The sequence below is a fragment of the Sphaerotilus sp. genome, from assembly GCF_034519685.1.
GTDB lineage: Bacteria > Pseudomonadota > Gammaproteobacteria > Burkholderiales > Burkholderiaceae_C > Sphaerotilus.
In genome coordinates this window covers 2,072,965-2,096,653 of the sequence record NZ_JAXHOF010000006.1, presented here as the reverse complement: position 1 = coordinate 2,096,653, position 23,689 = coordinate 2,072,965, and the positions used below count along the sequence as shown (strand labels likewise).

Below are 23,689 nucleotides of genomic sequence, written 5' to 3'. Positions count from 1 at the left end.
CCGGTGAGGTGACGGGGAGACGTGAGGGAAACTGTCGGGATGACGAAGTGGGCGCAAGAAGAACTGAGGACGCTGTCGCTGGGCGACGCGAGGCTGGACAAGCGAGCGGTGCTGCTGGCGGAGCAGTTGGCGCAGAGCCCTGGGGCGAGCATTCCGAAGGCGTGCGGGGACTGGGGCCAGACGCAGGCGGCGTACCGGTTCCTGGGGCACGAGGACACGAGCGGGGAAGCGGTGCTGCAGGCGCACGCGCAGGCCAGCGTTCGGCGCATGCAGGCGCAGGCGGTGGTGCTGTGCTTGCAGGACACGACGGAGCTGGAGTTTGACGGGCAGAGCGCGCAGGGGCTGGGGCGGCTGAACTACGAGGCGCGGCGGGGGCTGTACGTGCATCCGACATACGCGGTGACGCCGCATCGAGAGCCGCTGGGGCTGGTGAATGCGTGGAACTGGGCCCGGCAGCCCAAGGGGCAGGACGGGCAGATCGACGAGGGAGTGCGCTGGGTGGAGAGCTACGCGCACCTGGTGGGGCTGGCAGAGGGGCTGCCCGAGACGAGGCTGGTGTGCGTGGGGGACCGGGAGTCGGACACGATGGCGCTGTTCGAGCGTGGACAGTGCAGCGGCTGGGCGGTGGACGTGCTGGTGAGGGCGCAGCATGACCGGGTGCTGCCGGGCAAGCAGGCGGGCAAGCTGTGGTCCAAGGTGATGGCAAGCGAGTCGCTGGGCACGGTGGTGTTCGAGATGCCGGCCGGGCGAGGGCGCAAGGCGCGAGTGGTGCAGCAGGAGCTGCGGGCGCAGCGCGTGGTGCTCAAGGCGGCGGGGCCGGACAAGGCCGGTGAGCCGGGGCGGCCAGCCATCGAGATGACGTGCGTGATCGCCAGCGAGGTGAATGTGCCGGTCGGGGCCAAGCCGGTGATCTGGCGGCTGCTGAGCAACCGAGCGGTCCAGACGCTGGAGCAGGCGGCCGAGATGGTGGAGTGGTACCGAGCCCGCTGGGAGATCGAGCTGCTGTTCCTGGTGCTCAAGGAGGGCTGCCGGGTCGAGCGGCTGCAGCTCGGTCACATCGATCGGCTGGAGACGGCCCTGGCGATGTACCTGATCATCGCCTGGCGCATCAACCGGCTGATGCGGCTGGGCCGGCAGTTGCCCGAGTTGCCGGCCGAGCTGTTCTTCGAGGACATCGAGTGGCAGGCGGCGTTCATCCTCAACCGCAAGAAGCCCCCGAAGGAGCGCCCGAAGCTCAACACCGTGGTGCGCCTGATCGCTCAGCTCGGCGGCTTCCTGGGGCGCAAGCATGACGGTGAACCCGGTGCGAAGACCCTCTGGCTGGGCATGCACGAGGTCAACACCTTCGTGCGGGGCGTGCGCTTCGCTAAGGAGATGGGGGCTTGTGTGTAATGGGATGCCTTAGACCCGTGCGCGCCAAAAAAGAAGGCCCGACCAATAGGGGTCGGGCCTGAAAGCCCGCGCCACCAAAGTGGCGCGGTGCGGGGGAACTGGGTGTCGGGTATCTGAGCAGCTATCGGCAGAAACGGTTCCGATCACCGGCCACTGCGCATGAAATAATTCACTACCTCACGACAGTTACGATTTGAACACAATCCAAACCATCAAACCACTGTAAGGCTACACAGTAGGCCTTAACGGAGATTAACCGGAATCATGATTTATCAATTTCAGTGCGGGTAATTTCAATTTCAAACTGAATCCTCTGGAAACTCCCGACACCCGCACGCCACAGCGCCGCGCATCACAGCGCCGAGATGCCTGACACCTTCATCGTGGTCTCGACCATGCGCCCTTTGCGGGCCCGCCGGCCGAGGTAAGCCGCCAGCGCGGCCGGCCGCAGATCCTCGTCGCGCGGCTTGGCGCCCCGGCCCACGCCGCTGACCCGCAGCCCCGTCGCCATCGGCACGGCCATGCGCAGCGGATCGGCCGCATCCACCTCCATCAGCGTCAGCCCACGTCCGCCATTCGGCTGGTGCTTGAGTTCACCGAGTCCGAACACCAGCAGTCGACCGCTCGCCGCCAGACAGGCGACCTGGGTATGCCCTGGCAGCACGGTGAGCGGCGCAAACCACTGCTCGCCCGCCTCCAGCGTCAAGTAGCCCTTGCCGCCCTTCTGCCGCGTCACGAGGTCGCCCAGTTTCGCCAGCAGCCCGGTGCCGCCGCTGTGGGCCAGCAGCAGCAGCCGGTCCGCCGGCCCGGCCAGGTAATGCAGGATCTGCGTGCCCGACTCCAGCTCGATCAGCGAGGTGATCGGCGCGCCGTCGCCGCGCGCGCCGGGCAAGGCGCTGACTGGCACCGAGTAGACCCGCCCGTTGCTGCCGCAGACGATCAGCGGATCGACCGTGCGGCACTCGAAGGTGCCGTACAGCCCGTCGCCAGCCTTGAAGGCAAAACCCGCCGCGTCGTGGCCATGGCCGGTGCGCGCGCGCACCCAGCCCTTCTGGCTCACCACCACCGTCACCGGCTCGTCGATCACCTTGACCTCGGCGACGGCCTTCTTCTCGGCCTGGATCAGCGTGCGGCGGTCGTCGCCGAACTGCTTCGTGTCGGCCTCGATCTCGCGGATCACCAGCCGGCGCAGCGAACTGGCGTTGCCGAGAATGTCCTCCAGCTTGCCCTGCTCGGTGCGCAGCTCGGCCAGCTCCTGCTCGATCTTGATCGCCTCCAGCCGGGCGAGCTGGCGCAGGCGGATCTCCAGGATGTCCTCGGCCTGCCGGTCGCTGAGGCGAAAGCGTGCGATCAGCGCCACCTTGGGCTCGTCGCTCTCGCGGATGATGCGGATCACCTCGTCGATGTTGAGCAGGACCGTCTGCCGGCCTTCGAGGATGTGGATGCGGTCGAGCACGCGGGCCAGCCGGTGCTCGGTGCGGCGACGCACGGTGGCCAGCCGGAAGCCGATCCACTCGGCAAGCATCTGGCGCAGGCTTTTCTGCGTCGGGCGGCCGTCGGCGCCGACCATGGTGAGGTTGACCGGCGCGGAGCTTTCCAGGCTGGTGTGCGCCAGCAGCGTGGTGATGAGTTCCTGCTGGTCGATGGCGCGGCTCTTCGGCTCGAAGACCAGCCGCACGGCCGCGTCCTTGCTCGACTCGTCGCGCACGCCGTCGAGCACCGACAGCACGGTCGTCTTGAGCTGCACCTGCTCGGGCGTGAGCGCCTTCTTGCCGGTCTTGACCTTCGGGTTGGTCAGCTCCTCGATCTCTTCGAGCACACGCTGGCTGCTGGCCCCGGGCGGCAGCTCGGTGACGACGAGCTGCCACTGGCCGCGTGCCAGATCCTCGATCTTCCAGCGCGCACGCACCTTGAGCGAGCCGCGGCCGGTGCGGTAGGCGTCGCGGATGTCGCTCTCGCTGCTGATGAGCTGGCCGCCGCCGGGGTAGTCGGGGCCGGGCAGCAGCGCGTGCAGCGCGTCGTCGCTCAGGTGTTCGTCGCGGATCAGCGCGACCACGGCGGCCGAGACCTCGCGCAGGTTGTGACTCGGGATCTCGGTGGCCAGGCCCACGGCGATACCGGAGGCGCCGTTGAGCAGCACGAACGGCAGGCGGGCCGGCAGCTGGCGCGGCTCCTCGGTGGAGCCGTCGTAGTTGGGGATGAACTCGACCGTGCCCTCGTCGATCTCGTCGAGCAGCAGCCGCGAGATCGGCGCCAGCCGCGCCTCGGTGTAGCGCATGGCCGCGGCGCCGTCGCCGTCGCGCGAGCCGAAGTTGCCCTGGCCGTCGATGAGCGGGTAGCGCAGCGCGAAGTCCTGCGCCATGCGCACCAGCGCGTCATAGGCGGCGGTGTCGCCGTGCGGGTGGTAGCGGCCGAGCACGTCGCCGACGACGCGGGCGCTCTTGACGGGCCGCGCGCCGCTGGTCTGGCCGCTGTTGCTGCGCGAGGTGGTCAGGCCCATGCGCTGCATCGCGTAGAGGATGCGGCGCTGCACCGGCTTCTGGCCGTCGCAGACATCGGGCAGTGCCCGGCCCTTGACGACGCTGAGCGCGTATTCCAGATAGGCACGCTCGGCGTAGTGCGCCAGCGTCAGGGCGTCATCGCCGGAGCCGGGGTTGGCGGCGGGAGCGGAAGAGAAATCGATCGTGGTCTGGTCCATCTTGCGGCTTCGGGTCACGGCATGACCCGCCGCCACAGGAAAGACCGGCTCGGGTCACGTCAGGTGCATGGGTGCACCTGCGGCGCGATTGTGCAGGACATCGGACCGCCGCCCGCCCGGGTCTGCCACCGGACGCGGAACGCGGGGTGGCTCGACCCGCGCATCCAGTGCCCAGTCCAGGGTGGCAGGGTCCACGCTGGTGTCCAGCGCGACATGGTCCGTCGGCGCCGACCAGTCGGCCAGGCTGAAGCGGGTGTCGGGGGCCCTGGCGGGGGCCGACGCCACCTGGGCCCAGTCGGCACAGGTGTCGGCAAAACAGGCCGGCAGCAGCTCCTCGGACACATGGCTGGACACCCCTTGCGGGTGCGGCGCACGCCGTCCTGCGACAGGCAGCTCGGTCAACACGGGCGCGGGCGCCGGGGGAGCGGCAGGTGCCGCCGTATGCGCGGACAGCCCTGGCGCAGCGCCCGGCGTGGTGTCGCGCTGCTCGCGGCGGATCCGCATCCGGCGCAGCCCGGTGAACACGGCCACCAGAGCGAAGATCAGCAGCAGCTGCACCAGGATGGAGATCGTGCCGAGTTCCATGTGCGGATCCTTGGATACCGGGACCGGGAAGCGGTGCGTTCTGCCTCAGTCGAACTTGACCGACACGCCCGTGGTCAGCAGCGTGTCACCCTTCTTGCGGCCGACGCCCGGGTCGGAGTTGAAGGCATAGCCCAGGCCGACATTCAGGTTCATCACGCTCGACATCGCCACCGACAGCCCCGACGCGAAGTTGGCGCGGAACTCGCCGCGGTTGCGCAGGTTCGGGTAGACGGTCAGGCGCTGCCAGACGCTGGTGGTGTCGGTCAGGCGGTGCTGCGACTCCTCACCCAGCAGCAGCGCGGTGTAGCCGTAGGACGAGCGGGACTGGCCGTCGATGACGGTGGAGGCCACGTACTTGTCGGTGTTGTAGGCCAAGCCGCCATAGACATCGAATGTCGTGGCGGGCGTGTTGATCACATGCAGGCCGGCGCCGGCGCCGAACACGCCGCGCAGCGACAGATTGGCGAGCTTGTCGCGTTCCAGATCGGCCGTGCCGAACGCGAAGGTGTCTGCGCTCAGGTTGTAGTCGTAGCGGCCACCGGCACGCAGTTGCTCGGCCGAGGTGACACCGGCTGCGCGGGCATAGAGCGCCGAGCCGTAGACGGTGGTCTTGTCCTGCGCTGTCGCACGCACGCCATGCGCGGTCAGCGAAAAATTGGACGTGCGGCTGTTGCCGGAGGAAACGCTGGCCCCCAGGCCAAGGGCCGCACGCATCTTGCCGTCCGTCTTCAGCGTGGCAGTCGGGGTGGCGGGGGCCGCTGTCTGGGCCTGGGCCACGCCGGACGCGGCGGCTGCGAGAGAGATCAGGCTGAGTGCGAGGTATTTGTTCATGGTCATGGTCCGGTTCAAGCAGTTCAAGCGGTGCGGGCAATGCAGGCGGGACATCCTGGACAGCTGCCTTTGCGGAAAAAGGCCCTCCCTGTCAGTTGTTCTTCCCTGCGGGCCATCCGCGGGGGGAGAGGATGTGCGGCCCGCCAGCGAATGGTAGGGAGCCATGTTCCGCGCAGTACCGGACCGAGGTCCTGCACCGGGCCAGACCAAGGTCGGGGTCGGCACCGTCAACGTCACCGTTACCGTCACCGTCACCACGCAGCCTGGTAGGACCGCGGATCGAAGCGCGGGTGGCGCGTGATGGCCCCGAGGTCGACGAACTCGAAGTCGTTGAGCTTCATGCGCTGGATCTGCCAGATCGTCAGCCGGCTCCAGCGCTCATCCGGATCGCCCTGCACGAAGAAGTCCGAGCCGATGTCGGCCACATAGAGCCCGTACTTCTGCATCGCCCGCGCCAGCACCTTGGCCTGGGCCGTCCACCAGAACGGGATGTCGAAATCCGCCCGCAAGCGCAGCAGTGCGCCAAACGGGATGCCGTCGGCCCGAGTCGTCCCCGCGGCATGGCTGGCCGGCCAGGTGTAGCGCCGGTCGAGCACGGCGTCGCGGAAGGTCACCCGCAGCGCGTGGGCAATGACCCCCGCCTCCACCTCGTCGATGCGCGCCAGCAAGGGCAGGATGGGCAAGCCGGCCGCGTCGGCCGAGGTCCAGCCGTCCGGGCGCATCTCCATCGACTTCAGATCCCAGGCCGCGGTGGAATAGGCGCCCCATCGTCCGTTCACCTGGTAGCTGAAATAGCTTTCCCAGAGCCGGCAGGCGCCCTGCTCCAGCACCAGCACATGCCGGTCGCCGCAGGTGGCAGGATCGTTGCAGGCACCGCGTTCGGCCTTCAGCAGTGCGTCGTTCGGATAGGGGAAACGCCGCCGCGAGGGAATCACGCCATCGCAGCCACGCCGGATGGCAGGAGTGCCCTGGTCGCCCACGGCGCAGTCGCTTTCCGAGGGAACGCCTTGGCCATTGGCGTCGCGCCCATCCTGGATGGCATGGCTCACCAGCGGCCACCGGGTGGTGGCGGGGGTGCCGTCGACCACATTGAACGGAATGCCGTAGTAGCGCTCGGTCTGGGTCGGGTCGACCGTGCGGCCCCAGTCGGCGTGGAGCTTGCGCCCCAGTCCGATGCTGTCCAGCCACGCAGCGCTGCGCGCATGCGGCGGGAAACGCTGCACATCGTCGATGCGCTGGTTGAAGATCGCTTGGGGGGGAAACAGCTGGCAGCCGGCCAGCGTGGGCGAGGCGTGCGCGGCGAACCCGATGAGGGCAGTCAGCGCGCACAGCGTGCGAGAAAGAACGGACATGGGCGTCGGGGCAGCAGCCAGGCAGAAACGTCGATCACGCAGTATCGATGCCCTGCCGTCGCACTCTGCGCCGGCCCCTCGTCACAACCCCGGGGGAATCTGGCAGATTCCTGTAGTTTGCGAAAAAAGTTCCTCCCTGCCAGTTATGTTCCCTGCGAGCCGTCCGCGGGGGGGAGGACATGGTGGCTCGCAGAAACGATGGTAGGCGGGAGCCTGTGCGGCGCGGCCAACCCAAGGGCGGGCAGGCAGCCATCCTTTGGTACGGGCCGTACCGCCCGCACCGCTCAGTTCGGCGGCACCAGCTTGTGGCGCAGCGCCAGCAGCACCGCCTCGGTGCGGTTGCTCACGCCGAGCTTGCTGAGGATGTTGGTGATGTGGAACTTCACCGTCGGCAGCGCGATGCCGAGCTGGTCCGAGATGTCCTGGTTGCTCAGGCCGCGGGCCATGTGCGCCAGCAGCTCGCGCTCGCGCTGGGTCAGGTCCGCGCCGGGTGCGGCGGTCTGGGACACGCTGATCAGCGCCTCCGTCGCCTCCGCCGACAGCACCCGCCGGCCGCCATAGGCCGCCCGGATCGTGTTGACCAGCTCGTGCGCCGAGGCGGTCTTCGTCAGATACCCCACCGCCCCGGCGGCCAGCGCACGCTGCACCTCGCCCGGCTCGGTCAGGCTGGTGAGGATGAGAAAGCGGGTCTTCGGCACCAGCGGACGCAGCTGCCGGATGGCCTCGATGCCGTCCATCTGGGGCATCAGCAGGTCCATCAGCACGACATCCGGCTGCAGGGCCGGGATCATCCGCACGGCGTCCGATCCATGTCCGGCTTCGCCGAGGCAGTGGAAATCGCTCTCCCCCCGGATCATCCCCACCAGGCCGGCCCGGATCATCGGGTGGTCGTCGACGATGAAGACGCTGATGCGCGCGGCGTGCGGGTCGTTCGTGTGGTCGTTCTTGTTCATGTCAGCTCCAGCCGGATTTCAGTGCCCTCGTCCGGTCCCGAGGTGATGTGCCAGGTCGCGCCGATCTCGGCGGCCCGCTCGGCCATGTTGCGCAGGCCGAAGTGACCCGGTGGCGAGACGCCGGGGTCGAAGCCATGGCCATCATCGGCGATGCGCAAACGCCCGCCGACACCGTGTTCGGGGACGATCCATTCGATGACGGCATGGCTGGCCCCGCTGTGGCGGCCGATGTTGGACAGCGCTTCCTGGACGATGCGGTAGAGATGGATGCGGATCGCGCTCGGCAGCCGGTCCTCGCGGGCCAGGCGGTGTGACACCTCGATGTCACCGCGTCCGGCCAGTGCGTCGATGGCGTGCTGGAGCAGCTCGGCCAGCGGCAGGTGCTGCAGCGCATCCGGGCGCAGCTCGAACATCAGCAGCCGCATCTCGGACAGCGCCCCCTTGTTGAGCCGCTCCAGGGCCTCGGCCTGCTGCTGCAGCGCGCTGGCGCTCGGATCGATCCGGACCAGCCGCTCGGCCAGCCGGCCGAGCGTGCCGGCAATCACGTTGGCAGCGAACAGGGTCTGCGACACGGCGTCGTGCAGGTCGCGCGCGATGCGGTTGCGCTCGGCCACGATCGCCTGGTCCCTCTGCTGCGACAGCAGCTGCGCGTGGCGCATCGCCAACCCGGTCTGGCTGCCGACCGCCGTGAGCAGCCGCACCCGCTCCTCGTCGAAGAAATCCGGCTCTTCGTGGTCCACCCGCAACACGCCCAGCACCGACTCGCGCGACTGCAGCGGCACCGCCATCCAGGCCTTCGTGCTCCGGTACAGGCCCGAGGTGCGGGCATCGTCCGACAGCCAGGACCACAGCCACGACAGCAGGCTCTGGCGCACATGGTTCTCGACGATCGGCGCGCAATCGCGCTCGATGTGCTCGTAATGCTGCAGATTGGCGCGGGACAGCCGCATGCCGGTGAGGTCTTCGCTTGGCACCGGCGCGTCCGAGTCCTCGTGCTGGCGGTAGCCCATCAGCACGACCTGCCCCCCTTCGTCGCGGGCCGTGCGCGACCAGACCGAGGCGCTGCTGTAGGCCATGGTCTGCTCCAGCGCGCCCAGCGCCTCGGCGATCAGCTCGTGCAGCTCCGTCTTGCTGGCCAGTCCGATCGAGAGATCCTGCAGGGTCGAGAGTTCGTGCGTGCGCAAGGCCAGGCGCTGGCCGAGCGATTCGGTCTGCGCGAGCAGGTCACGGTGCCGCCGGCGCCAGACCTCGATGAGCCGGCGCAGACCCGCGCTGGCACGCTGCAGTTCGGCACTGCCGGTCTGCAAAGGCAGGTTGGTGTCATCGACCGCGGCGCTGCGGCGCACCTGCTGGGTCGCCGCGGTGAGCTGCCGGATCGACTGGCCCACCCGGTGCGCCAGCGCTGCACTGACCGCCGCGCACAGCGCCGCCGTCACCAGGACCGCCCCGACCAGACCGCCCGACACCTGCAGCCCCCAGCGCAACCCGGCCGCGGCCAGCAGGGCCGGCAGCAGCAGCACAGCCGCGAACTGCCACGCCAGCGGACGGCTGTCGAAATGGCGGCGGCGCAGTCGGGCCCACATGCCGTGTGCAGCCGGCAATCAGTCCGGGAACTTGATGGGGGGGGTGTCGGTCTCCGGGGGCGTGGTGCGCAGCGCGTCCACGGCCTCTTCCAGCAGACGTCCGGCCACATGCCGGCCGCCGACACCCACCGCCACCGCCGCACCCACCGCGATCGCGCCCACCACCGAACCGAAGGCGATGCCCACGATGTCGCCCGGCAGACCCGCCTGGCGCAGCGCCAGCGCCGCCGTGAAGAACAGGATCGCGCCCCGCACCAGGTTCGCCAGCGCCGGCGCATTCGCCGCCGATCCGGCCCGGATGAGCCCGGCCACCCAGTTCGACAGCCACAGGCCGCCAAGCATCACGACTCCCGCCACCGCCACCCCTGCCAGCACTGCGCCGAGGTTGACGACCAGCTGGGTCAGGATGGCGAAGCCAAGCACCTCGCAGGCCTGCACCACCGCCACGCTCACGATGGCGAACATCACCACCGAGCCCGCCAGCTCGGACGGCGTGCGCGCACCGGCGCGGGTGGTCGAGCCCAGCCCCAGGTGCTGCGAAAGCCTGTCGAAACCCATGCCGCCGAGGAGGCCGGTGACGATGCCCGCCACGGCACGCCCGATCAGCGCGGCGACGGCGATGATGATGACCGATGCGGTGACCTTCGGGATCAGCGCGATCACGGTGTCGAGCAGGTTGCTCACCGGCTTGGTCACCGCGTCCAGCCCGAGCGGCTCCAGGGAGGCCGCCAGCACCGGCAGCATGATGAAGGCGAAGACCAATGCGCCGACCAGTCCGGCCAGCCCGCCCTCGCCGAGCGAGGTGGTCAGCCCCATGCGCTCGGCCATCTTCTCGGAGCCGGCGGCGCGCAGCATGCCGGTGATGATCTGGCGCACGATGCGGGCCACCAGAAAACCGATGCCGAACACCACGATGGTGCCGACCAGATTGGGCACGAACCCCATGATGCGCGACACCATGACATTGACCGGGTCGAGCAGGCCCTTGAGTTCGAGCGTCTCCAGCAGCCCCGGCAGCGTGAACAGCCAGACCATGCCGACGCCCACATTGGCCAGCATCGCCGAGAAGCCAGGGGACTGCAGCCGCTCGTCCAGCCCGCGCTTGTGGCACAGCTGCGTCACCGCCGTGCGCACCAGCCGGCTGGCGATCCAGGCGATCAGCACCATCACCAGCGCACCGATCACCTTGGGCGCGTACGGCCCCATTCCGGCCGCCAGCGGCCCGACCACACCATTGATCTGCTCCATACCCCACCCCCATCCAGGCACCAGCGTCCAGCCGGTCAGATTTCAGACTTCAGATTTCAGACATCGACATCGACTGCATCGCCGTGCAGCTCCATCAGTTCACGCCGCGAGGCGGCTTCACCCTTGCCCATCAGCCGCGTGAGCGCGGCGGTCGTGGCGGCCGCGTCCAGCACACCACAGTCCACCCGCATCAGCCGGCGCGTGTCCGGGTTCAGCGTGGTCTCCCAGAGCTGCTCGGCGTTCATCTCGCCCAGACCCTTGAAGCGGCTGATGTTCCATGACCCATCGCGCGCGCCTTCCTTGCGCAGCTTGTCAAGTATCGCCTGCAATTCGCCTTCATCAAGTGCGTAAAACTTCGCGGCCGGCTTCTTGCCGCGGGCGGCCGCATCGACGCGGTACAACGGTGGTTTGGCGATGTAGAGGTGTCCGTTCTCGACCAGCCGGGGGAAATGGCGGAAGAACAATGTCAGCAGCAGCACCTGGATGTGCGAGCCATCGACATCCGCGTCGCTGAGGATGCAGACCTTGCCGTAGCGCAGACCCGACAGATCGGGCTGGTCGTTCGCTCCGTGCGGATCGACCCCCACCGCCACGGCGATGTCGTGGATCTCGTTGTTGGCGAAGAGCCGGTCGCGCTCGACCTCCCAGGCATTGAGCACCTTGCCGCGCAGCGGCAGCACGGCCTGCGTCTCCTTGTTGCGGCCCATCTTGGCGCTGCCGCCGGCGGAGTCGCCCTCGACCAGGAAGACCTCGTTCATCGCCAGGTCGCGGCTCTCGCAGTCGGTGAGCTTGCCGGGCAGCACGGCGACGCCGGAGCCTTTCTTCTTCTCGACCTTCTGTCCGGCGCGCTGACGCGCCTGCGCCTGCTTGATGACCAGCTCGGCCAGCTTCTTGCCATGCTCGACATGCTGGCTCAGCCACAGCTCCAGCGTCGGCTTCACGAACGACGACACCAGCCGCAGCGCGTCGCGGCTGTTCAGGCGCTCCTTGGTCTGGCCCTGGAACTGCGGATCGAGCACCTTGGCCGACAGCACATAGCTGGCCCGACTGAACACATCGTCCGGCATCAGCTTCACGCCCTTGGGGCACAGTGCATGCATCTCGACGAAGCCCTTGACCGCCTGGAACAGCCCGTCCTTCAACCCGGCCTCGTGCGTGCCGCCGGCGATCGTCGGGATCAGGTTGACATAGCTCTCGCGCAGGTTGGCGCCCTCCTCGCTGAAGGAGACACACCAGGCGGCACCCTCGCCTTCCGCAAAGGTTTCGTCTGCACCGCTGCTGGCGTACTGCGCGCCCTCGAACAGCGGGATCAGCGGCTCGCCGTTCAGGTGCTGCGCCAGGTAGTCGCGCAGGCCGCCCTGGTACAGCCAGGTCTGGACCTCGCCAGTCTTCTCGTGGGTGAGCGTGACGGTCACGCCCGGCATCAGCACCGCCTTGCTGCGCAGCAGGTGCACCAGTTCCTGCTTGGGCAGCTCGGCCGATTCGAAGTACTTCGGGTCCGGCCAGACGCGCACCGTCGTGCCCTGCTTGCGGTCGCCGGACGAGGGCGGCCCGGCCGGGCGGACCACCAGCGGCTCGACCACGTCGCCGCCGGCAAAGGCCAGCGTGGCGACCTGCTTCTCGCGCCACACCGTCACCTGCAGCCGGGTCGCCAGCGCGTTCGTCACCGACACGCCCACACCGTGCAGACCGCCCGAGAAGCTGTAGGCGCCGCCCGAGCCCTTGTCGAACTTGCCGCCTGCATGCAGCCGGGTGAACACGATCTCGACCACCGGCACGCCTTCGTCCGGGTGCAGGCCGAAGGGGATGCCGCGGCCATCGTCCTCGACGCTGACCGAGCCGTCGGTGTGCAGGGTCACGCCGATGCGCTTGCCGTGGTGGGCGAGTGCCTCGTCGGCAGCGTTGTCGATCGCCTCCTGCACCATGTGCAGCGGATTCTCGGTGCGGGTGTACATGCCCGGGCGCTGCTTGACCGGCTCCAGCCCTTTCAGGACGCGGATCGAGGCTTCGCCATACGCAGCGGGGGACGAGGAGGAGGGAGAAGTCGGGGTCTTGGTGGCCATGGCGGCGGATTGTAGGTTTGCAACAGGCGGCAGCAGCGTCTGCGCGCCGTGGCGCAACTTCCCACACTTCAGCGCAGTCCGTCACACGCCCGGCACAAGTCGGAAATACCCGGGTGCTAGCCTGCCCGCTCCCTGGCTCCTGAACCCGAAGGACACCCGAATGACGCTCGCACTGCGCACCCTGCTGACGGCCTCGGCCGCCGCGACCACCCTGCTGGCCACTGGCGGCGCCCACGCGCTGGAGATCAACACCCTCAACCTGCTGACGCAGTCCGAGTTCCGCGCGCTGAGCGAAGACCTGGGCGCCGCGCTGTCGTACAAGGCGCTGGTGCCGGCCGAGTCGCTGGGGGTGATCGGCTTCGACATCGGCATCGGTGTGACGGCCACCGAACTGCAGCACCGCGACGTGCTGTCCAAGGCCGCCGCCGGTGCCGACGTGCCCAAGGCGCTGCCGGTGGCCTCCGTGCGCGTGGTCAAGGGCCTGCCGTTCAACATCGACATCGGCGCCGCGCTGGGCCGCGTGCCGACGACGGGCGCCACCACGGCGGGCGGCGAGCTGCGCTGGGCGTTCGTGCCCGGCGGCGTGCTGACCCCGGCCATCGCCGTGCGCGCCAGCTATGCGCAGCTCAGCGGCATCGACCAGCTCAAGGCCAGCAGCGCCGGGCTGGACGTGTCGATCTCCAAGGGCTTCCTGTTCGTGACGCCCTACGCCGGCATCGGCAGCGTCAGCACCCGCACGCAGGTCACCGGCACGACAGCACTCAAGGCCGAGCGCCTCAACCAGACCCGCCTCTTCGGCGGCGTCAACATCAACCTGGGCCTGGTGAACCTGGCCGCCGAGGTGGACAAGACGGGCGACGCCACCAGCTACGGACTCAAGGCCGGCTTCCGGTTCTGATGCCGGGGCCAGAGCGCACGCGGAGCGCTGGCACCTGCGCGTCAGCGGCTGCAAGTGAAGTTCGCTACAGTCCGCGTGATGCACTCCTCACGTCCGTCCGCCCCTGACGTCCCAGCCCGCCTGTCGATGACGCAGGTGCTGCTGTGCGGCGCGCTCATCGTCACGCTGTCGATGGGCATCCGCCACGGCTTCGGCCTGTGGCTGGCGCCGATCACGATGGAGCGCGGCTGGACCCGCCAGACCTTCGCCTTCGCGATGGCGGTGCAGAACCTGTCCTGGGGTCTGGCCGGGCCGATTGCCGGCATGCTAGCGGACCGCTTCGGCGCCTTCCGCGTGCTGTTGGGCGGCAGCCTGCTCTACGCGGGCGGGCTGGTGCTGATGTCGCAGGCCACGAGCGGGCCGGCCTTCATCGCCAGCACCGGGCTGATGATCGGCATGGCGCAGTCGGGCACGACCTACGCCGTGGTCTACGGCGTGATCGGGCGCCAGATCGACCCGCTCAAGCGCTCGTGGGCGATGGGCGTGGCGGCGGCGGCAGGCTCCTTCGGCCAGTTCCTGATGGTGCCGGTGGAGAACTGGCTGATCGCACACCTCGGCTGGCAGCAGGCGCTGGTGCTGCTGGGCGGCGCGGCCCTGATCATCATCCCGCTGGCCTGGGGTCTGCGCGAGCCGACACTGGCCGGTGGCCCGGTGCGCCCGCAGCAGAGCATCGGTGCCGCGCTGCGCGAAGCGATGGGCTACCGCAGCTTCCAGCTGCTGATGGCGGGCTACTTCGTCTGCGGCTTCCAGGTGGTCTTCATCGGCGTGCACATGCCGAGCTACCTGAAGGACCACGGCATGGCGCCCGAGGTGGCCACGACCGCGCTGGCGCTGATCGGCCTGTTCAATGTGATCGGCACCTATGCGGCCGGCTCGCTCGGCCAGCGCATGGCCAAGCGGCACATCCTGGCCGGCATCTACCTCGCCCGCTCGGTGGTGATCCTCGCGTTCCTCGCCGCGCCGCTGACGCCGATGAGCGTCTACCTGTTCTCGGCCGTGATGGGCGTGCTGTGGCTGTCCACCGTACCGCCCACCAATGCGGTCGTGGCGCAGATCTTCGGCGTGCAGTACCTGTCGATGCTCGGCGGCTTCGTGTTCCTCAGCCACCAGATCGGCTCCTTCCTCGGCGTCTGGCTGGGCGGACTGCTGTATGACCGCACCGGCAGCTACGACATCGTCTGGGGCATCGCCGTGGCGCTGGGCGTGTTCGCCGCGCTGGTGAACCTGCCGGTGCGCGAAAGCGCCATCGTCCGGCCGGTGGCCCAGCCGGCATGAGGCCCCCCGTGCGCCAGTGGCTGGTCGGCGCCATGGCGGCGGCAGCGCTCGCACTGGTGTTCGCGGCCTATCTCCAGCCAGCGCTCATCGTCGATCTGGGCAACCGCCTGTGGAGCTGTTTCTGAGCACACACCTGAACCCGCATCCGAACCCGTCCGACTGGATCCGACGCCACGCAGGCCTGATCCCGAACCCGGACCATGGCGCCCGCGTGCTGGACCTTGCCTGCGGCAGCGGCCGCCATGTGCGCTGGCTCACGGCGCGTGGGGCACGGGTCGTGGCAGTCGACCGGGACGCCACCGCCCTGGCCACGCTGCACGGCATCGCCGCCGAGGTCGTTCTGGCCGACATCGAACACGGTCCCTGGCCGTTGCCGGACCGCCAGTTCGACGCCGTCGTCGTCACGAACTACCTCTGGCGCCCGCTGATGCCGACGATCATCGCCAGTGTGGCCCCGGGCGGCGTGCTGCTCTACGAGACCTTCGCACACGGCAACGCCAGCGTAGGCAAGCCGTCGCGACCCGATTTCCTGCTGCAGCCGGGCGAGTTGCTGGACATGGTGCGCCCGGCGCTGCGGGTCATTGCCTACGAGGACGGTTTTCTCGACGCACCGCCGCGCTTCGTGCAACGCATCGCCGCCGTGCGCCAGCCCCTCGCCGACACGTCAGCCAAGCCGGAACGGTGGCCGTTGCACGGCAGTTAGAATCCCGAGATCACAAGGACTATTGCACATGAACCCCATCATTGGCAGCATCGTCGCACTCGTCACGCCGATGCATGAAGACGGCAGCGTGGACTACCCCAGCCTGCGCCGCCTGATCGACTGGCACATCGCCGAAGGCACGGCCTGCATCGGCGTCGTCGGCACCACCGGCGAATCGCCCACGGTGTCGGTGGAAGAGCACTGCGAGATCATCCGCGTTGCCGTCGAGCAGACCGCCGGCCGCGTGCCGGTGATGGCCGGCGCCGGGGGCAATTCGACCCGCGAAGCCATCGAACTGTCGAAGTTCGCCCGTGAAGTCGGCGCAGACTGCACGCTCAGCGTCGTGCCCTACTACAACAAGCCTTCGCAAGAAGGCATGTTCCAGCACTTCAAGGCCATCACGGAAGCCGTGGACATCCCCGTGATGCTCTACAACGTGCCCGGCCGGACCGTTGCAGACATGCTGCCCGAGACGGCACTGCGTCTGGCCAGTCTGCCCGGCGTGATCGGCATCAAGGAAGCCACCGGCAACATCGAGCGCGCCTGCTGGCTGATCAAGCACGCGCCGACAGGCTTCGGCGTCTACTCCGGTGACGACGGCACGGCCATCGCACTGATGCTGATGGGCGGCCAGGGGAACGTGAGCGTCACGGCCAACATCGCTCCGCGCGCCATGGCCGACCTGTGCCGCGCGGCAGTGGCGGGTGACGCGAAGACCGCCCGCGACATCCACTTCAAGCTGCTGTCGCTGAACAAGCTGCTGTTCGCTGAACCGAACCCCGTGCCGGTCAAGTGGGCGATGCAGCGCCTGGGCCTGTGTGGTGGCGCACTGCGTCTGCCGATGGTGCCGATGTCCGACAGCCTGGTCGCGCCGCTCGAAGGCGCGATGCGTGAAGCCGGCCTGCTCTGAGATGAAAAGCAACCCGATGATGCCCCTAGGCCATCCCATGCGCACCTCACTGGCGGTGGCCCTGATCGCTTGCGGCCTCGGTGGCTGCACGACCGTGTCAGACTCGTTCACGTCGAGCAAGATCGACTACCGCTCGGCCTCTTCCACCCCTGCGCCGACGCTGCAGGTTCCGCCCGACTTGACCCAGTTGTCCAACGACCCCCGCTACCAGCCGCCGGTCGGGGGCACGGTCAGCGCCAATGCGATGCAGACGACGGAATCCTCGCCACAGCCTGGCGCGGGCGCAGTGGCGGTGATGCCGCGTGCCAGTGCCGACATCCGTGTCGAGCGGGCGGGTGACCAGCGCTGGCTCGTCGTCCGCCAGACGCCGGACCAGCTCTGGGGCACGCTGCGCACGTTCTGGCAGGACAACGGCTTCTCGCTGGTCACGGACACGCCCCAGGTCGGCATCATGGAAACCGACTGGAGCGAGAACCGCGCCAAGCTGCCCAACGACATCATCAGCCGCACGGTTGGCAAGGTCTTTGACAAGCTGCGCGACACCAGCGAGCGCGACCGCTTCCGCACGCGGGTCGAGCGCAATGGCGAGGTCACGGAGATCTACATCAGCCATCGCGGTGTCGAGCAGGTAGGCTCGGTCGACCGCGGCGGCGAGTCTCTGCGCTGGCAGAACCGACCCACCGATTCCGGCCTGGAGGCAGAGATGCTGGCGCGGCTGATGCTTCGGCTGTCAGGGGTGGACACGGGTGGCAAGGCCGGCGACCCCAAGGCGGTCGAGGCCGCGGCACGCACCATCGGCGCGGTGGCGACTGGCCCGGCCAGAGCGCGGCTGCTGACACCGACGAGTGGAACAGCGTTGCAGATCGACGACAGTGCAGAGCGCAGCTGGCGCCGGGTCGGACTGGCGCTGGACCGCAGCGGCTTCACCGTCGAAGAACGCGACCGCACACAGAACTCCTATCTGGTGCGCTACGTCGATCCCAAACTGACGGGCATGGAAGAGCCGGGGTTTTTCTCCCGGGTATTCTCCGGTGCGCGCAAGGAAGACCTGCAAGGCACCCGCTACCGATTGAAACTGACGGCAGACAACAGCGCCTCCAGCTCGGTCGCCATACTCGACGACAAAGGTCAGCCCGCCGGGGATGACGGTGCGCGCAATATCGCCAATCTGCTCGTCAACGAGTTACGCTGAGTTTCAGCACCGCCTGGACGAAAAAAAGCCGCCCTGAGGCGGCTTTTTTATGCGCGGTCGCTAGCTTACTTGGAAGCGGCGTCGGCGGCGGCCGAAGCAGCATCGGCCACGGCAGCAGCAGCGCCGGAAGCGGCGTCCACCACAGCGGCAGCGGCACCGGAGGCAGCGTCAGCAACGCTGGCAGCAGCGTCAACAGCCGGAGCAGCCATCGAAGCGGCGGCTTCAACGGCAGGGGCTGCGACAGCAGCGACTTCTTCCTTCTTGCCACAGGCGGCCAGAGCAACAGCGGCGATCACGGCGGCCATCAGGAGCGACTTGTTCATGCTTTATTCCTCAGTCAAAGAGTCTAACAATTACCGGTAATTGACGGGCTCTCCGACGAGCTGCTTTCGAAGCATCCAGTCATCAAGCGCCTTCGCGGGCACGAAAAGCTCGAGCATTTCCATACCCAGCCTTCCATTATACATAACGAAACCAACTCGGTTTCTTACGTTCCCGGTTCGACTTCAGGTGCTCACCGCAGCCAGCCAGCAGATACTGGCTGTGCGAACGAGTCCCTTTGTGCCCACAATCGTACCTTGTCGGTGCAAACGTACTGGCTTTCTCGCTTGCGCATCGCACCAAAGTGTGTCATTGGCGCTACGACATCGGATGGATCCAGCCATCGTCACACCACTGTTCCAGCAAACCACGCACCGCCGCACTGGCTGCTGAAACGGTGTTGCCATCCAGCCGACGTGCATCCGCCAGCAACTGCAGCACCTGTGCATCCTCCCCGGCAGCGTGCCACGAATCTCCGTTCATGAAGACATGGTGCGCGTCGTAGAGCATGCAACTGCGGGCATCCAGCACCACACCACTGCCAGCGGGCAGCGGATCACCGAACTCGAAACTCACAGTCGGCTTGGGCTCGCTGAGGTACTCCCCCAGGGCACGCTCCAGCGCACCCGCCTCTTCAAGGACACGCCGAAGACCATCCGCAGCGAACTCGACCAGTTCGGCCGGGATCCGCCCGGGCGCTGTCGTCGCCGACTGCCCTGGATCCGCATACACGACAGGCCGGACGCCTTCGTCCCCCTCGTCCTCTGCAGCGTCGGCAAGCCGCAGCAAGGTCTCACGGGCCAGCTCGGAGCGCATGGGCGACCGAAACCCGACCGAGCAGGTCATGCACTCGCCACCCACCGCGTCGCCGTCATGCGCCCAGCCAGGCGGCAGGTACAGCATGTCACCAGGAGAGAGCTCCCACTCCTGTTCGGGCTGGAAGTTCTCGATGATCTTGACGGGCAGGTCCGGGCGCAGCCGGGCGTCCGGCATGCGTCCGATGCGCCAGCGGCGCTGACCCTGGACCTGGATCAGGAACACGTCATAGGAATCGAAATGTGGCCCCACACCGCCCCCTTCCGCTGCCCAGGAGACCATCAGATCGTCCAGCCTGGCCTGCGGAATGAAGCGGAACTGCGCGAGCAGTGCCTGGGCACTCGGCAGGTGCAGATCCAGCCCCTGGACCAGCACGGTCCAGTCCGGCTGCTTCAGCGCCGGCAGGCGACGGCGGGGCAGAGGACCACGCTCCAGGTGCCAGATCTCGTCCGGACCTCGACCGCGGCGGGTCACCAGGCGGGATTCCACCTCTTCGCTCTCGGCCAGCTTGAAGAGGTCCGCACGCGTGAGCGGCGGCTGGACACCAGGCAAAGCCTGGCGCACCAGCAACGGCGTGCGCTGCCAGTGTTTCTGCATGAAGTCGCAGGGACTCAGACCACCCAGCAACACGGCGGGCTGGTCGAGTGGAGGGACGGCAACATCAGGGTGCAGCCGCAGTTCAGGTCCGGTAGATGAGCTCATCCCTGCATTGTGCCGGCCCGCCGGCCAGTGCTCGCGGGCGCGCGCGCATGCGATGATGTCGCCCATGCAGATATCAGCCCCTTGCGTCGTCAGCTTGACCTGGCGACTCGAAGACACCCATGGCCAATTGATCGACGATCTTGGCGAACCCGTCGAGTTCTTTTTCGGGGGCGACGACCTGTTCGCCAAGGTCGAAGAGGTTCTCTCCGGTCAGGGCGTCGGTTACCAGAACACGCTCCATCTGGAGCCGGAACATGCGTTCGGCGACTACCACGCCGAACTGGTGTTCTTCGAGGAACGCAGCATCTTTCCGGACGAAGTCTCGCCTGGCATGCAGTTCGAGGGACCGCCTCCGGGCAGCGCGACGCCCGACATGCCGACGGACATGCTCTACACCGTCACCGAGGTGTACGACACCCATGTGGTGCTGGACGGCAACCATCCGCTGGCCGGTGTGGCGCTCGTGCTCCAGCTGGAGGTCCGCGGCGTGCGCGAGGCCACCGAAGCCGAGATCGCCCAGGGCAGCGTCGGCGATGGCGAGGGCGAAGGCGGCCTGTTCAGCGTCATGCCTCCGGGCACGACCCTGCACTGACCCACACGCCCTGCCCTCACGGCCCGTTCACCCCGGCGTGCTGCCCACGCCGGTCGAACCGAATCCACCCATACCCCGCTCGCTGCTGGCCGAGAACTCGTCCACCAGCACAAGCCGCGGCCGCAGGATCGGCACGAACAGCATCTGCGCGATCCGGTCGCCTGGCTGGATCACGATGGGCTCTCCGGTCGGGTTGCGGTTCCAGACACTGACAAAGCACTGGGCCATGTAGTCCGCATCGATGACACCGATGCTGTTGCCCAGCACCAACCCCTTCTTGTGCCCGAGCCCGGAGCGCGGCACGATCAGTGCGCAGAACCCGGCATCGTTCATGTGCAAGGCCAGCCCCGTCGGCACCAGTTGCGCCTGCGCCTGGGGGAAGACCTCCAGGGGAGCGTCCAGGCAGGCGATCAGGTCGATGCCCGCGGCCTGCTCGCTCTGGTAGCGCGGCAAACCCCATGCCTGCAGACGCGGATCCAGCACCTGGACTTCGACATCCGGCCCCGACACGCCTCAGGCTCCTGCCGCGAGCGCGGCGATGCCAGCGCGTGCGACCTGCGCGTCTTCGCTCGACTTGACGCCGCTCACACCCACAGCGCCGACGCAGACACCCTGCACCACGATGGGCACACCGCCCTCCAGCAGCCCCTCCACCACAGGCGCACTCAGGAAGGACACCCGCCCCTGGTTGATCATTTCTTCGTAGACACGTGACTCTCGGCGGCCGAGCGCCGCGGTATGGGCCTTGGCCGGTGCGATGTGGGCCGACAGCGGCGCGGCACCATCCAGTCGCTGCAGCCACAGCAGGTGGCCGCCATCGTCGACGATCGCGATCGTCACGGCCCACTGGTTGCGCAATGCTTCGGCTTCAGCGGCCTGGGCGATGCGGCGGGTGTCGTCCAGCGTCAATACGGGCTTGGTCTTCATGAAATCGATCCTGTTGTCCGGTTACGAAATGCAAGGCAAATGCAAGGCGTCGCACTTTACCGCGCCGCGCAGCCTCACCACCGAAGGTTCGGTGCGGACTGCATCACGGGCTCAATATTCGCCACCGTAACTCCCGGGCGCCAGGTTCTCGAACTTGGTCAGCGGCTTCATGAAGGCGAGCTTCACCGTGCCGACCGGGCCGTTCCGCTGCTTGCCGATGACGATCTCGGCGACACCGGGCTCTTTGGACTCTTTGTTATAATAATCATCTCGGTAGATGAACATAATTACGTCTGCATCCTGCTCGATAGCACCAGATTCGCGAAGATCGCTCATCATCGGCCGCTTGTCGGTCCGTGTCTCCACCGACCGGTTGAGCTGCGACAAGGCGATCACGGGGCATTGCAGCTCCTTGGCCAGCGCCTTCAGACCCCGCGAGATCTCGCTGATCTCAGTCGCCCGGTTTTCACCGCTGCTGGAGCCGGAGCCGCTCATGAGCTGCAGGTAGTCCACCACGATCAGGCCGAGCTGCCCGAACTGCCGCGCCTGTCGACGCGCCCGCGCCCGCACCTCACCCGGCGTCAGCGCGGGCGTCTCGTCGATGAACAGGTGCACGCCATGCAGCAGGTCCAGCACCTCGGACAGGCGCCCCCACTCGTCATCGTTCAGCGCCCCGGTGCGCAGGTGCTGCTGGTCGATGCGCCCGAGCGAGCCGACCATCCGCAGCGCCAACTGGGACGCACCCATTTCCATGGAGAACACGACGACCGGCTTGCGCTCCTTGACGGCGACATGTTCGGCGATGTTGAGCGCGAAGGCCGTGTTGTGGGTGACGATGTCCTGGTCGGTGATGTACAGCCGGTCAGGGTGGCTGACGGAGATGCATTGACAGGCAGTCTCGCGGGTCGGCTCGATCGAGGTGATGGTCAGGCGCTTCTGTCGCGTCCAGGCCGCTGGCGCACGGGCCTGCTTTTCCGAGAGGAGGAATAGGCTCTGCGGTTCCGGGTGGCTGATGTGGCAGACATGGGCCGGCAATCCTGGCACCCGCTCACCGGCCGCGTTCGTGAAATGCGGTTGCTTGGCCGTGATCGAGCACCAGCCGCCGAGCGAACGCACCAGTTCCGCCACATCGTCGGCCAGTTGCCGGCTCGACGTCGAAAAGCGAATGCTGCCCCACTGCTCCACCCAGCCATCGGTGTCGAGCAGCCCGCGCAGCACATCCAGACGAGCGTCCCGATGGGCCTCCAGATAGCTGCGAGGCACGAACTTGTGCGCACTGGACAGGCCAGATACACCAAGCGACTCCAACGCCAGGCGCAAGGGATTCGGCTGCGTACCAGTCAAGCCTGCGACATGGCCGCGGTCCTGTCGCACGATCCGGTAGTCGTAGCCTCCAGCCTCGGTCATCACCATGCCGTCGCCAACCCGCGCCGACATCAGCGCGCACATCTGGGTGGACGCCGTCGAGAATCGAATGCTGCCTGTGCCCGAGAGTCCGCCATCCCCCAGCAACGCGCCGAGTACCCAGGGATCCACGGGCAATGGATCATGGTGTCCAAAGTCGCCACTGGCTCGGTCAATCCAGAGTCGGGACTGGTGGCGCTTGGACCGAAGCAGGCCGATCAAGTCGGCTGTAGACACGACCCGCGGCGCCTTCCAGTACCGCGAAGACACGCGCCAGAGATGTTCCGCACAACACTCGGTCGATCGACCATCCGAGCACGTGATTCGGTAGACCTGACGAACGCCCTGCGGGTAGACACCAGTGACGATCGACGGCCAGCCATCCACAGAGGCCAGCGCGTCACCCACCGCCAATTCGCCCATCGCCTTCCAGCCACCGCGGGTGCGCACCCGGGCCTCCAGCGGCTGCGCCTTCCCCATCGACGGCCGTGCCGCCAGGATGATCAGATCCCCTCCCTGAAACCCCGCCGTCATCCGGTCCAGATCGATGAAGCCGCTGGGAACGCCAGTCACGTCACCGGCGCCGCTGTCGGCGAGTTCCTGCACCCGGTCGATCAGCGACACGACGAGGTTGTCGAGCGAATGGAAGCCCTGCTTGTTGCGCGAGCCCTCTTCGCCGATCTTGAAGATCTTGCTCTCCGCCTCGTCGAGGATGATGGACACGGGCGTGCCCTGCGGGTTCAGCGCCTTGGTGGCGATCTCGTCGCTGGTCTCCACCAGCTTGCGCAGGATGGCGCGCTCGCGGACGATCTCGGCGTATCGGCGCAGGTTGGCGGCGCCAGGCACGCTGTTGGCCAGCGCGTTCAGATAGCCCAGACCGCCCACGTCGTCGGACTTGCCCAGGCTCTGCAGGTGCTCGAACACCGTGATCACGTCGGCGGGCTTGTTGCCGCTGATGAGGGCCATGATGGCCGCGTAGATCAGCTTGTGTTCGTAGCGGTAGAAATCGTTGTCGGTGAGCAGGTCACCGGCGCGGTCGGAGGCGCTGTTGTCGAGCAACAGGCCGCCCAGCACGCTTTGCTCAGCTTCGACCGAGTGGGGAGGCACGCGCAGGCGCGCCACCTCGTCGTCACCGCCCCGGGAGGACGGCATCATGGATCCGGATGACAGAGAAGACATCGCTCGATGATAGGTCGGGAGGCGGG

General features: G+C 67.7%; 21 protein-coding genes. 8 read left to right on the top strand and 13 right to left on the bottom strand.

Annotation, left to right across the window (positions count from 1 at the left end):
* Nucleotides 1-21 precede the first annotated feature (21 nt).
* Nucleotides 22-1,392 (top strand): IS4 family transposase, encoded by a 1,371-nt coding sequence (locus U5O44_RS20480; RefSeq protein ID WP_473964707.1) that lies wholly within the window; start codon nt 22-24, stop codon nt 1,390-1,392.
* A 352-nt stretch (nt 1,393-1,744) separates the two neighbouring features.
* Here the strand turns inward: U5O44_RS20480 and parC are convergent, their stop codons facing one another.
* The 8 genes from parC to U5O44_RS20440 all read right to left on the bottom strand — a co-directional run bounded on the left by parC (nt 1,745) and on the right by U5O44_RS20440 (nt 12,705).
* Nucleotides 1,745-4,090: a DNA topoisomerase IV subunit A gene (parC, locus tag U5O44_RS20475; RefSeq protein ID WP_322590228.1), complete on the bottom strand. Its 2,346-nt coding sequence runs from the start codon at nt 4,088-4,090 to the stop codon at nt 1,745-1,747.
* A 54-nt stretch (nt 4,091-4,144) separates the two neighbouring features.
* Nucleotides 4,145-4,675: a hypothetical protein gene (locus U5O44_RS20470; protein WP_322590227.1), complete on the bottom strand. Its 531-nt coding sequence runs from the start codon at nt 4,673-4,675 to the stop codon at nt 4,145-4,147.
* Nucleotides 4,676-4,720: 45 nt separating this feature from the next.
* On the bottom strand, nt 4,721-5,506 hold the full coding sequence (locus U5O44_RS20465; protein WP_322590226.1) for a DUF481 domain-containing protein: 786 nt from the start codon (nt 5,504-5,506) through the stop codon (nt 4,721-4,723).
* 251 nt (nt 5,507-5,757) lie between these two features.
* Nucleotides 5,758-6,858: a hypothetical protein gene (locus tag U5O44_RS20460; RefSeq protein ID WP_322590225.1), complete on the bottom strand. Its 1,101-nt coding sequence runs from the start codon at nt 6,856-6,858 to the stop codon at nt 5,758-5,760.
* A gap of 284 nt (nt 6,859-7,142) precedes the next feature.
* On the bottom strand, nt 7,143-7,811 hold the full coding sequence (locus U5O44_RS20455) for a response regulator transcription factor (RefSeq protein WP_322590224.1): 669 nt from the start codon (nt 7,809-7,811) through the stop codon (nt 7,143-7,145).
* Complete coding sequence (locus U5O44_RS20450) at nt 7,808-9,394, bottom strand: GAF domain-containing sensor histidine kinase (RefSeq protein WP_322590223.1); 1,587 nt, start codon at nt 9,392-9,394, stop codon at nt 7,808-7,810. Before U5O44_RS20450 ends, U5O44_RS20455 begins: the two co-directional genes overlap by 4 nt.
* A gap of 18 nt (nt 9,395-9,412) precedes the next feature.
* On the bottom strand, nt 9,413-10,642 hold the full coding sequence (locus tag U5O44_RS20445; protein ID WP_322590222.1) for a mechanosensitive ion channel: 1,230 nt from the start codon (nt 10,640-10,642) through the stop codon (nt 9,413-9,415).
* 56 nt (nt 10,643-10,698) lie between these two features.
* Nucleotides 10,699-12,705, bottom strand: coding sequence for a DNA topoisomerase IV subunit B (locus U5O44_RS20440; protein WP_322590221.1), 2,007 nt, complete (start codon nt 12,703-12,705; stop codon nt 10,699-10,701).
* 160 nt (nt 12,706-12,865) lie between these two features.
* On the opposite strand from U5O44_RS20440, the gene U5O44_RS20435 reads away from it, so the two are divergent.
* The 6 genes from U5O44_RS20435 (at nt 12,866) to bamC (ending at nt 17,722) form a co-directional block, all read left to right on the top strand.
* Nucleotides 12,866-13,603, top strand: coding sequence for a hypothetical protein (locus U5O44_RS20435; protein ID WP_322590220.1), 738 nt, complete (start codon nt 12,866-12,868; stop codon nt 13,601-13,603).
* Between the two features lie 78 nt (nt 13,604-13,681).
* Complete coding sequence (locus U5O44_RS20430) at nt 13,682-14,917, top strand: MFS transporter (protein ID WP_322590219.1); 1,236 nt, start codon at nt 13,682-13,684, stop codon at nt 14,915-14,917.
* Complete coding sequence (locus U5O44_RS20425) at nt 14,914-15,042, top strand: hypothetical protein (RefSeq protein ID WP_322590218.1); 129 nt, start codon at nt 14,914-14,916, stop codon at nt 15,040-15,042. The genes U5O44_RS20430 and U5O44_RS20425 overlap by 4 nt, the downstream gene beginning before the upstream one ends.
* On the top strand, nt 15,027-15,620 hold the full coding sequence (locus U5O44_RS20420) for a class I SAM-dependent methyltransferase (protein WP_322590217.1): 594 nt from the start codon (nt 15,027-15,029) through the stop codon (nt 15,618-15,620). Before U5O44_RS20425 ends, U5O44_RS20420 begins: the two co-directional genes overlap by 16 nt.
* Before the next feature lie 28 nt (nt 15,621-15,648).
* Nucleotides 15,649-16,530, top strand: a complete 882-nt coding sequence (dapA, locus tag U5O44_RS20415) for a 4-hydroxy-tetrahydrodipicolinate synthase (RefSeq protein ID WP_322590216.1) — start codon at nt 15,649-15,651, stop codon at nt 16,528-16,530.
* 37 nt (nt 16,531-16,567) lie between these two features.
* Entirely contained in the window at nt 16,568-17,722 is a 1,155-nt protein-coding gene (gene bamC / locus U5O44_RS20410; RefSeq protein WP_322590215.1) for an outer membrane protein assembly factor BamC, read from the top strand.
* 65 nt (nt 17,723-17,787) lie between these two features.
* Here bamC and U5O44_RS20405 read toward each other — a convergent pair whose 3' ends face one another.
* Nucleotides 17,788-18,045: a hypothetical protein gene (locus U5O44_RS20405; protein WP_322590214.1), complete on the bottom strand. Its 258-nt coding sequence runs from the start codon at nt 18,043-18,045 to the stop codon at nt 17,788-17,790.
* A gap of 316 nt (nt 18,046-18,361) precedes the next feature.
* Entirely contained in the window at nt 18,362-19,561 is a 1,200-nt protein-coding gene (locus tag U5O44_RS20400; RefSeq protein ID WP_322590213.1) for a cupin domain-containing protein, read from the bottom strand.
* 64 nt (nt 19,562-19,625) lie between these two features.
* On the opposite strand from U5O44_RS20400, the gene U5O44_RS20395 reads away from it, so the two are divergent.
* Nucleotides 19,626-20,153: an FKBP-type peptidyl-prolyl cis-trans isomerase gene (locus tag U5O44_RS20395; protein ID WP_322590212.1), complete on the top strand. Its 528-nt coding sequence runs from the start codon at nt 19,626-19,628 to the stop codon at nt 20,151-20,153.
* Between the two features lie 27 nt (nt 20,154-20,180).
* Here the strand turns inward: U5O44_RS20395 and dut are convergent, their stop codons facing one another.
* The 3 genes from dut to dnaB all read right to left on the bottom strand — a co-directional run bounded on the left by dut (nt 20,181) and on the right by dnaB (nt 23,663).
* Complete coding sequence (gene dut / locus U5O44_RS20390; protein ID WP_322590211.1) at nt 20,181-20,663, bottom strand: dUTP diphosphatase; 483 nt, start codon at nt 20,661-20,663, stop codon at nt 20,181-20,183.
* 3 nt (nt 20,664-20,666) lie between these two features.
* A complete protein-coding gene (locus U5O44_RS20385; RefSeq protein ID WP_322590210.1) occupies nt 20,667-21,080 on the bottom strand; it encodes a GlcG/HbpS family heme-binding protein in 414 nt (137 codons plus the stop codon).
* Nucleotides 21,081-21,191: 111 nt separating this feature from the next.
* On the bottom strand, nt 21,192-23,663 hold the full coding sequence (gene dnaB / locus U5O44_RS20380) for a replicative DNA helicase (RefSeq protein ID WP_322590546.1): 2,472 nt from the start codon (nt 23,661-23,663) through the stop codon (nt 21,192-21,194).
* Between the last annotated feature and the right edge of the window lie 26 nt (nt 23,664-23,689).

Coding starts and splice junctions, on each gene's coding strand:
- parC (WP_322590228.1), bottom strand. CDS start 4,090: ATGGACCAGACCACGATCGATTTCTCTTCCGCTCCCGCCGCCAACCCC.
- U5O44_RS20470 (WP_322590227.1), bottom strand. CDS start 4,675: ATGGAACTCGGCACGATCTCCATCCTGGTGCAGCTGCTGCTGATCTTC.
- U5O44_RS20465 (WP_322590226.1), bottom strand. CDS start 5,506: ATGAACAAATACCTCGCACTCAGCCTGATCTCTCTCGCAGCCGCCGCG.
- U5O44_RS20460 (WP_322590225.1), bottom strand. CDS start 6,858: ATGTCCGTTCTTTCTCGCACGCTGTGCGCGCTGACTGCCCTCATCGGG.
- U5O44_RS20455 (WP_322590224.1), bottom strand. CDS start 7,811: ATGAACAAGAACGACCACACGAACGACCCGCACGCCGCGCGCATCAGC.
- U5O44_RS20450 (WP_322590223.1), bottom strand. CDS start 9,394: ATGTGGGCCCGACTGCGCCGCCGCCATTTCGACAGCCGTCCGCTGGCG.
- U5O44_RS20445 (WP_322590222.1), bottom strand. CDS start 10,642: ATGGAGCAGATCAATGGTGTGGTCGGGCCGCTGGCGGCCGGAATGGGG.
- U5O44_RS20440 (WP_322590221.1), bottom strand. CDS start 12,705: ATGGCCACCAAGACCCCGACTTCTCCCTCCTCCTCGTCCCCCGCTGCG.
- U5O44_RS20435 (WP_322590220.1), top strand. CDS start 12,866: ATGACGCTCGCACTGCGCACCCTGCTGACGGCCTCGGCCGCCGCGACC.
- U5O44_RS20430 (WP_322590219.1), top strand. CDS start 13,682: ATGCACTCCTCACGTCCGTCCGCCCCTGACGTCCCAGCCCGCCTGTCG.
- U5O44_RS20425 (WP_322590218.1), top strand. CDS start 14,914: ATGAGGCCCCCCGTGCGCCAGTGGCTGGTCGGCGCCATGGCGGCGGCA.
- dapA (WP_322590216.1), top strand. CDS start 15,649: ATGAACCCCATCATTGGCAGCATCGTCGCACTCGTCACGCCGATGCAT.
- bamC (WP_322590215.1), top strand. CDS start 16,568: ATGCGCACCTCACTGGCGGTGGCCCTGATCGCTTGCGGCCTCGGTGGC.
- U5O44_RS20405 (WP_322590214.1), bottom strand. CDS start 18,045: ATGAACAAGTCGCTCCTGATGGCCGCCGTGATCGCCGCTGTTGCTCTG.
- U5O44_RS20400 (WP_322590213.1), bottom strand. CDS start 19,561: ATGAGCTCATCTACCGGACCTGAACTGCGGCTGCACCCTGATGTTGCC.
- U5O44_RS20395 (WP_322590212.1), top strand. CDS start 19,626: ATGCAGATATCAGCCCCTTGCGTCGTCAGCTTGACCTGGCGACTCGAA.
- U5O44_RS20385 (WP_322590210.1), bottom strand. CDS start 21,080: ATGAAGACCAAGCCCGTATTGACGCTGGACGACACCCGCCGCATCGCC.
- dnaB (WP_322590546.1), bottom strand. CDS start 23,663: ATGTCTTCTCTGTCATCCGGATCCATGATGCCGTCCTCCCGGGGCGGT.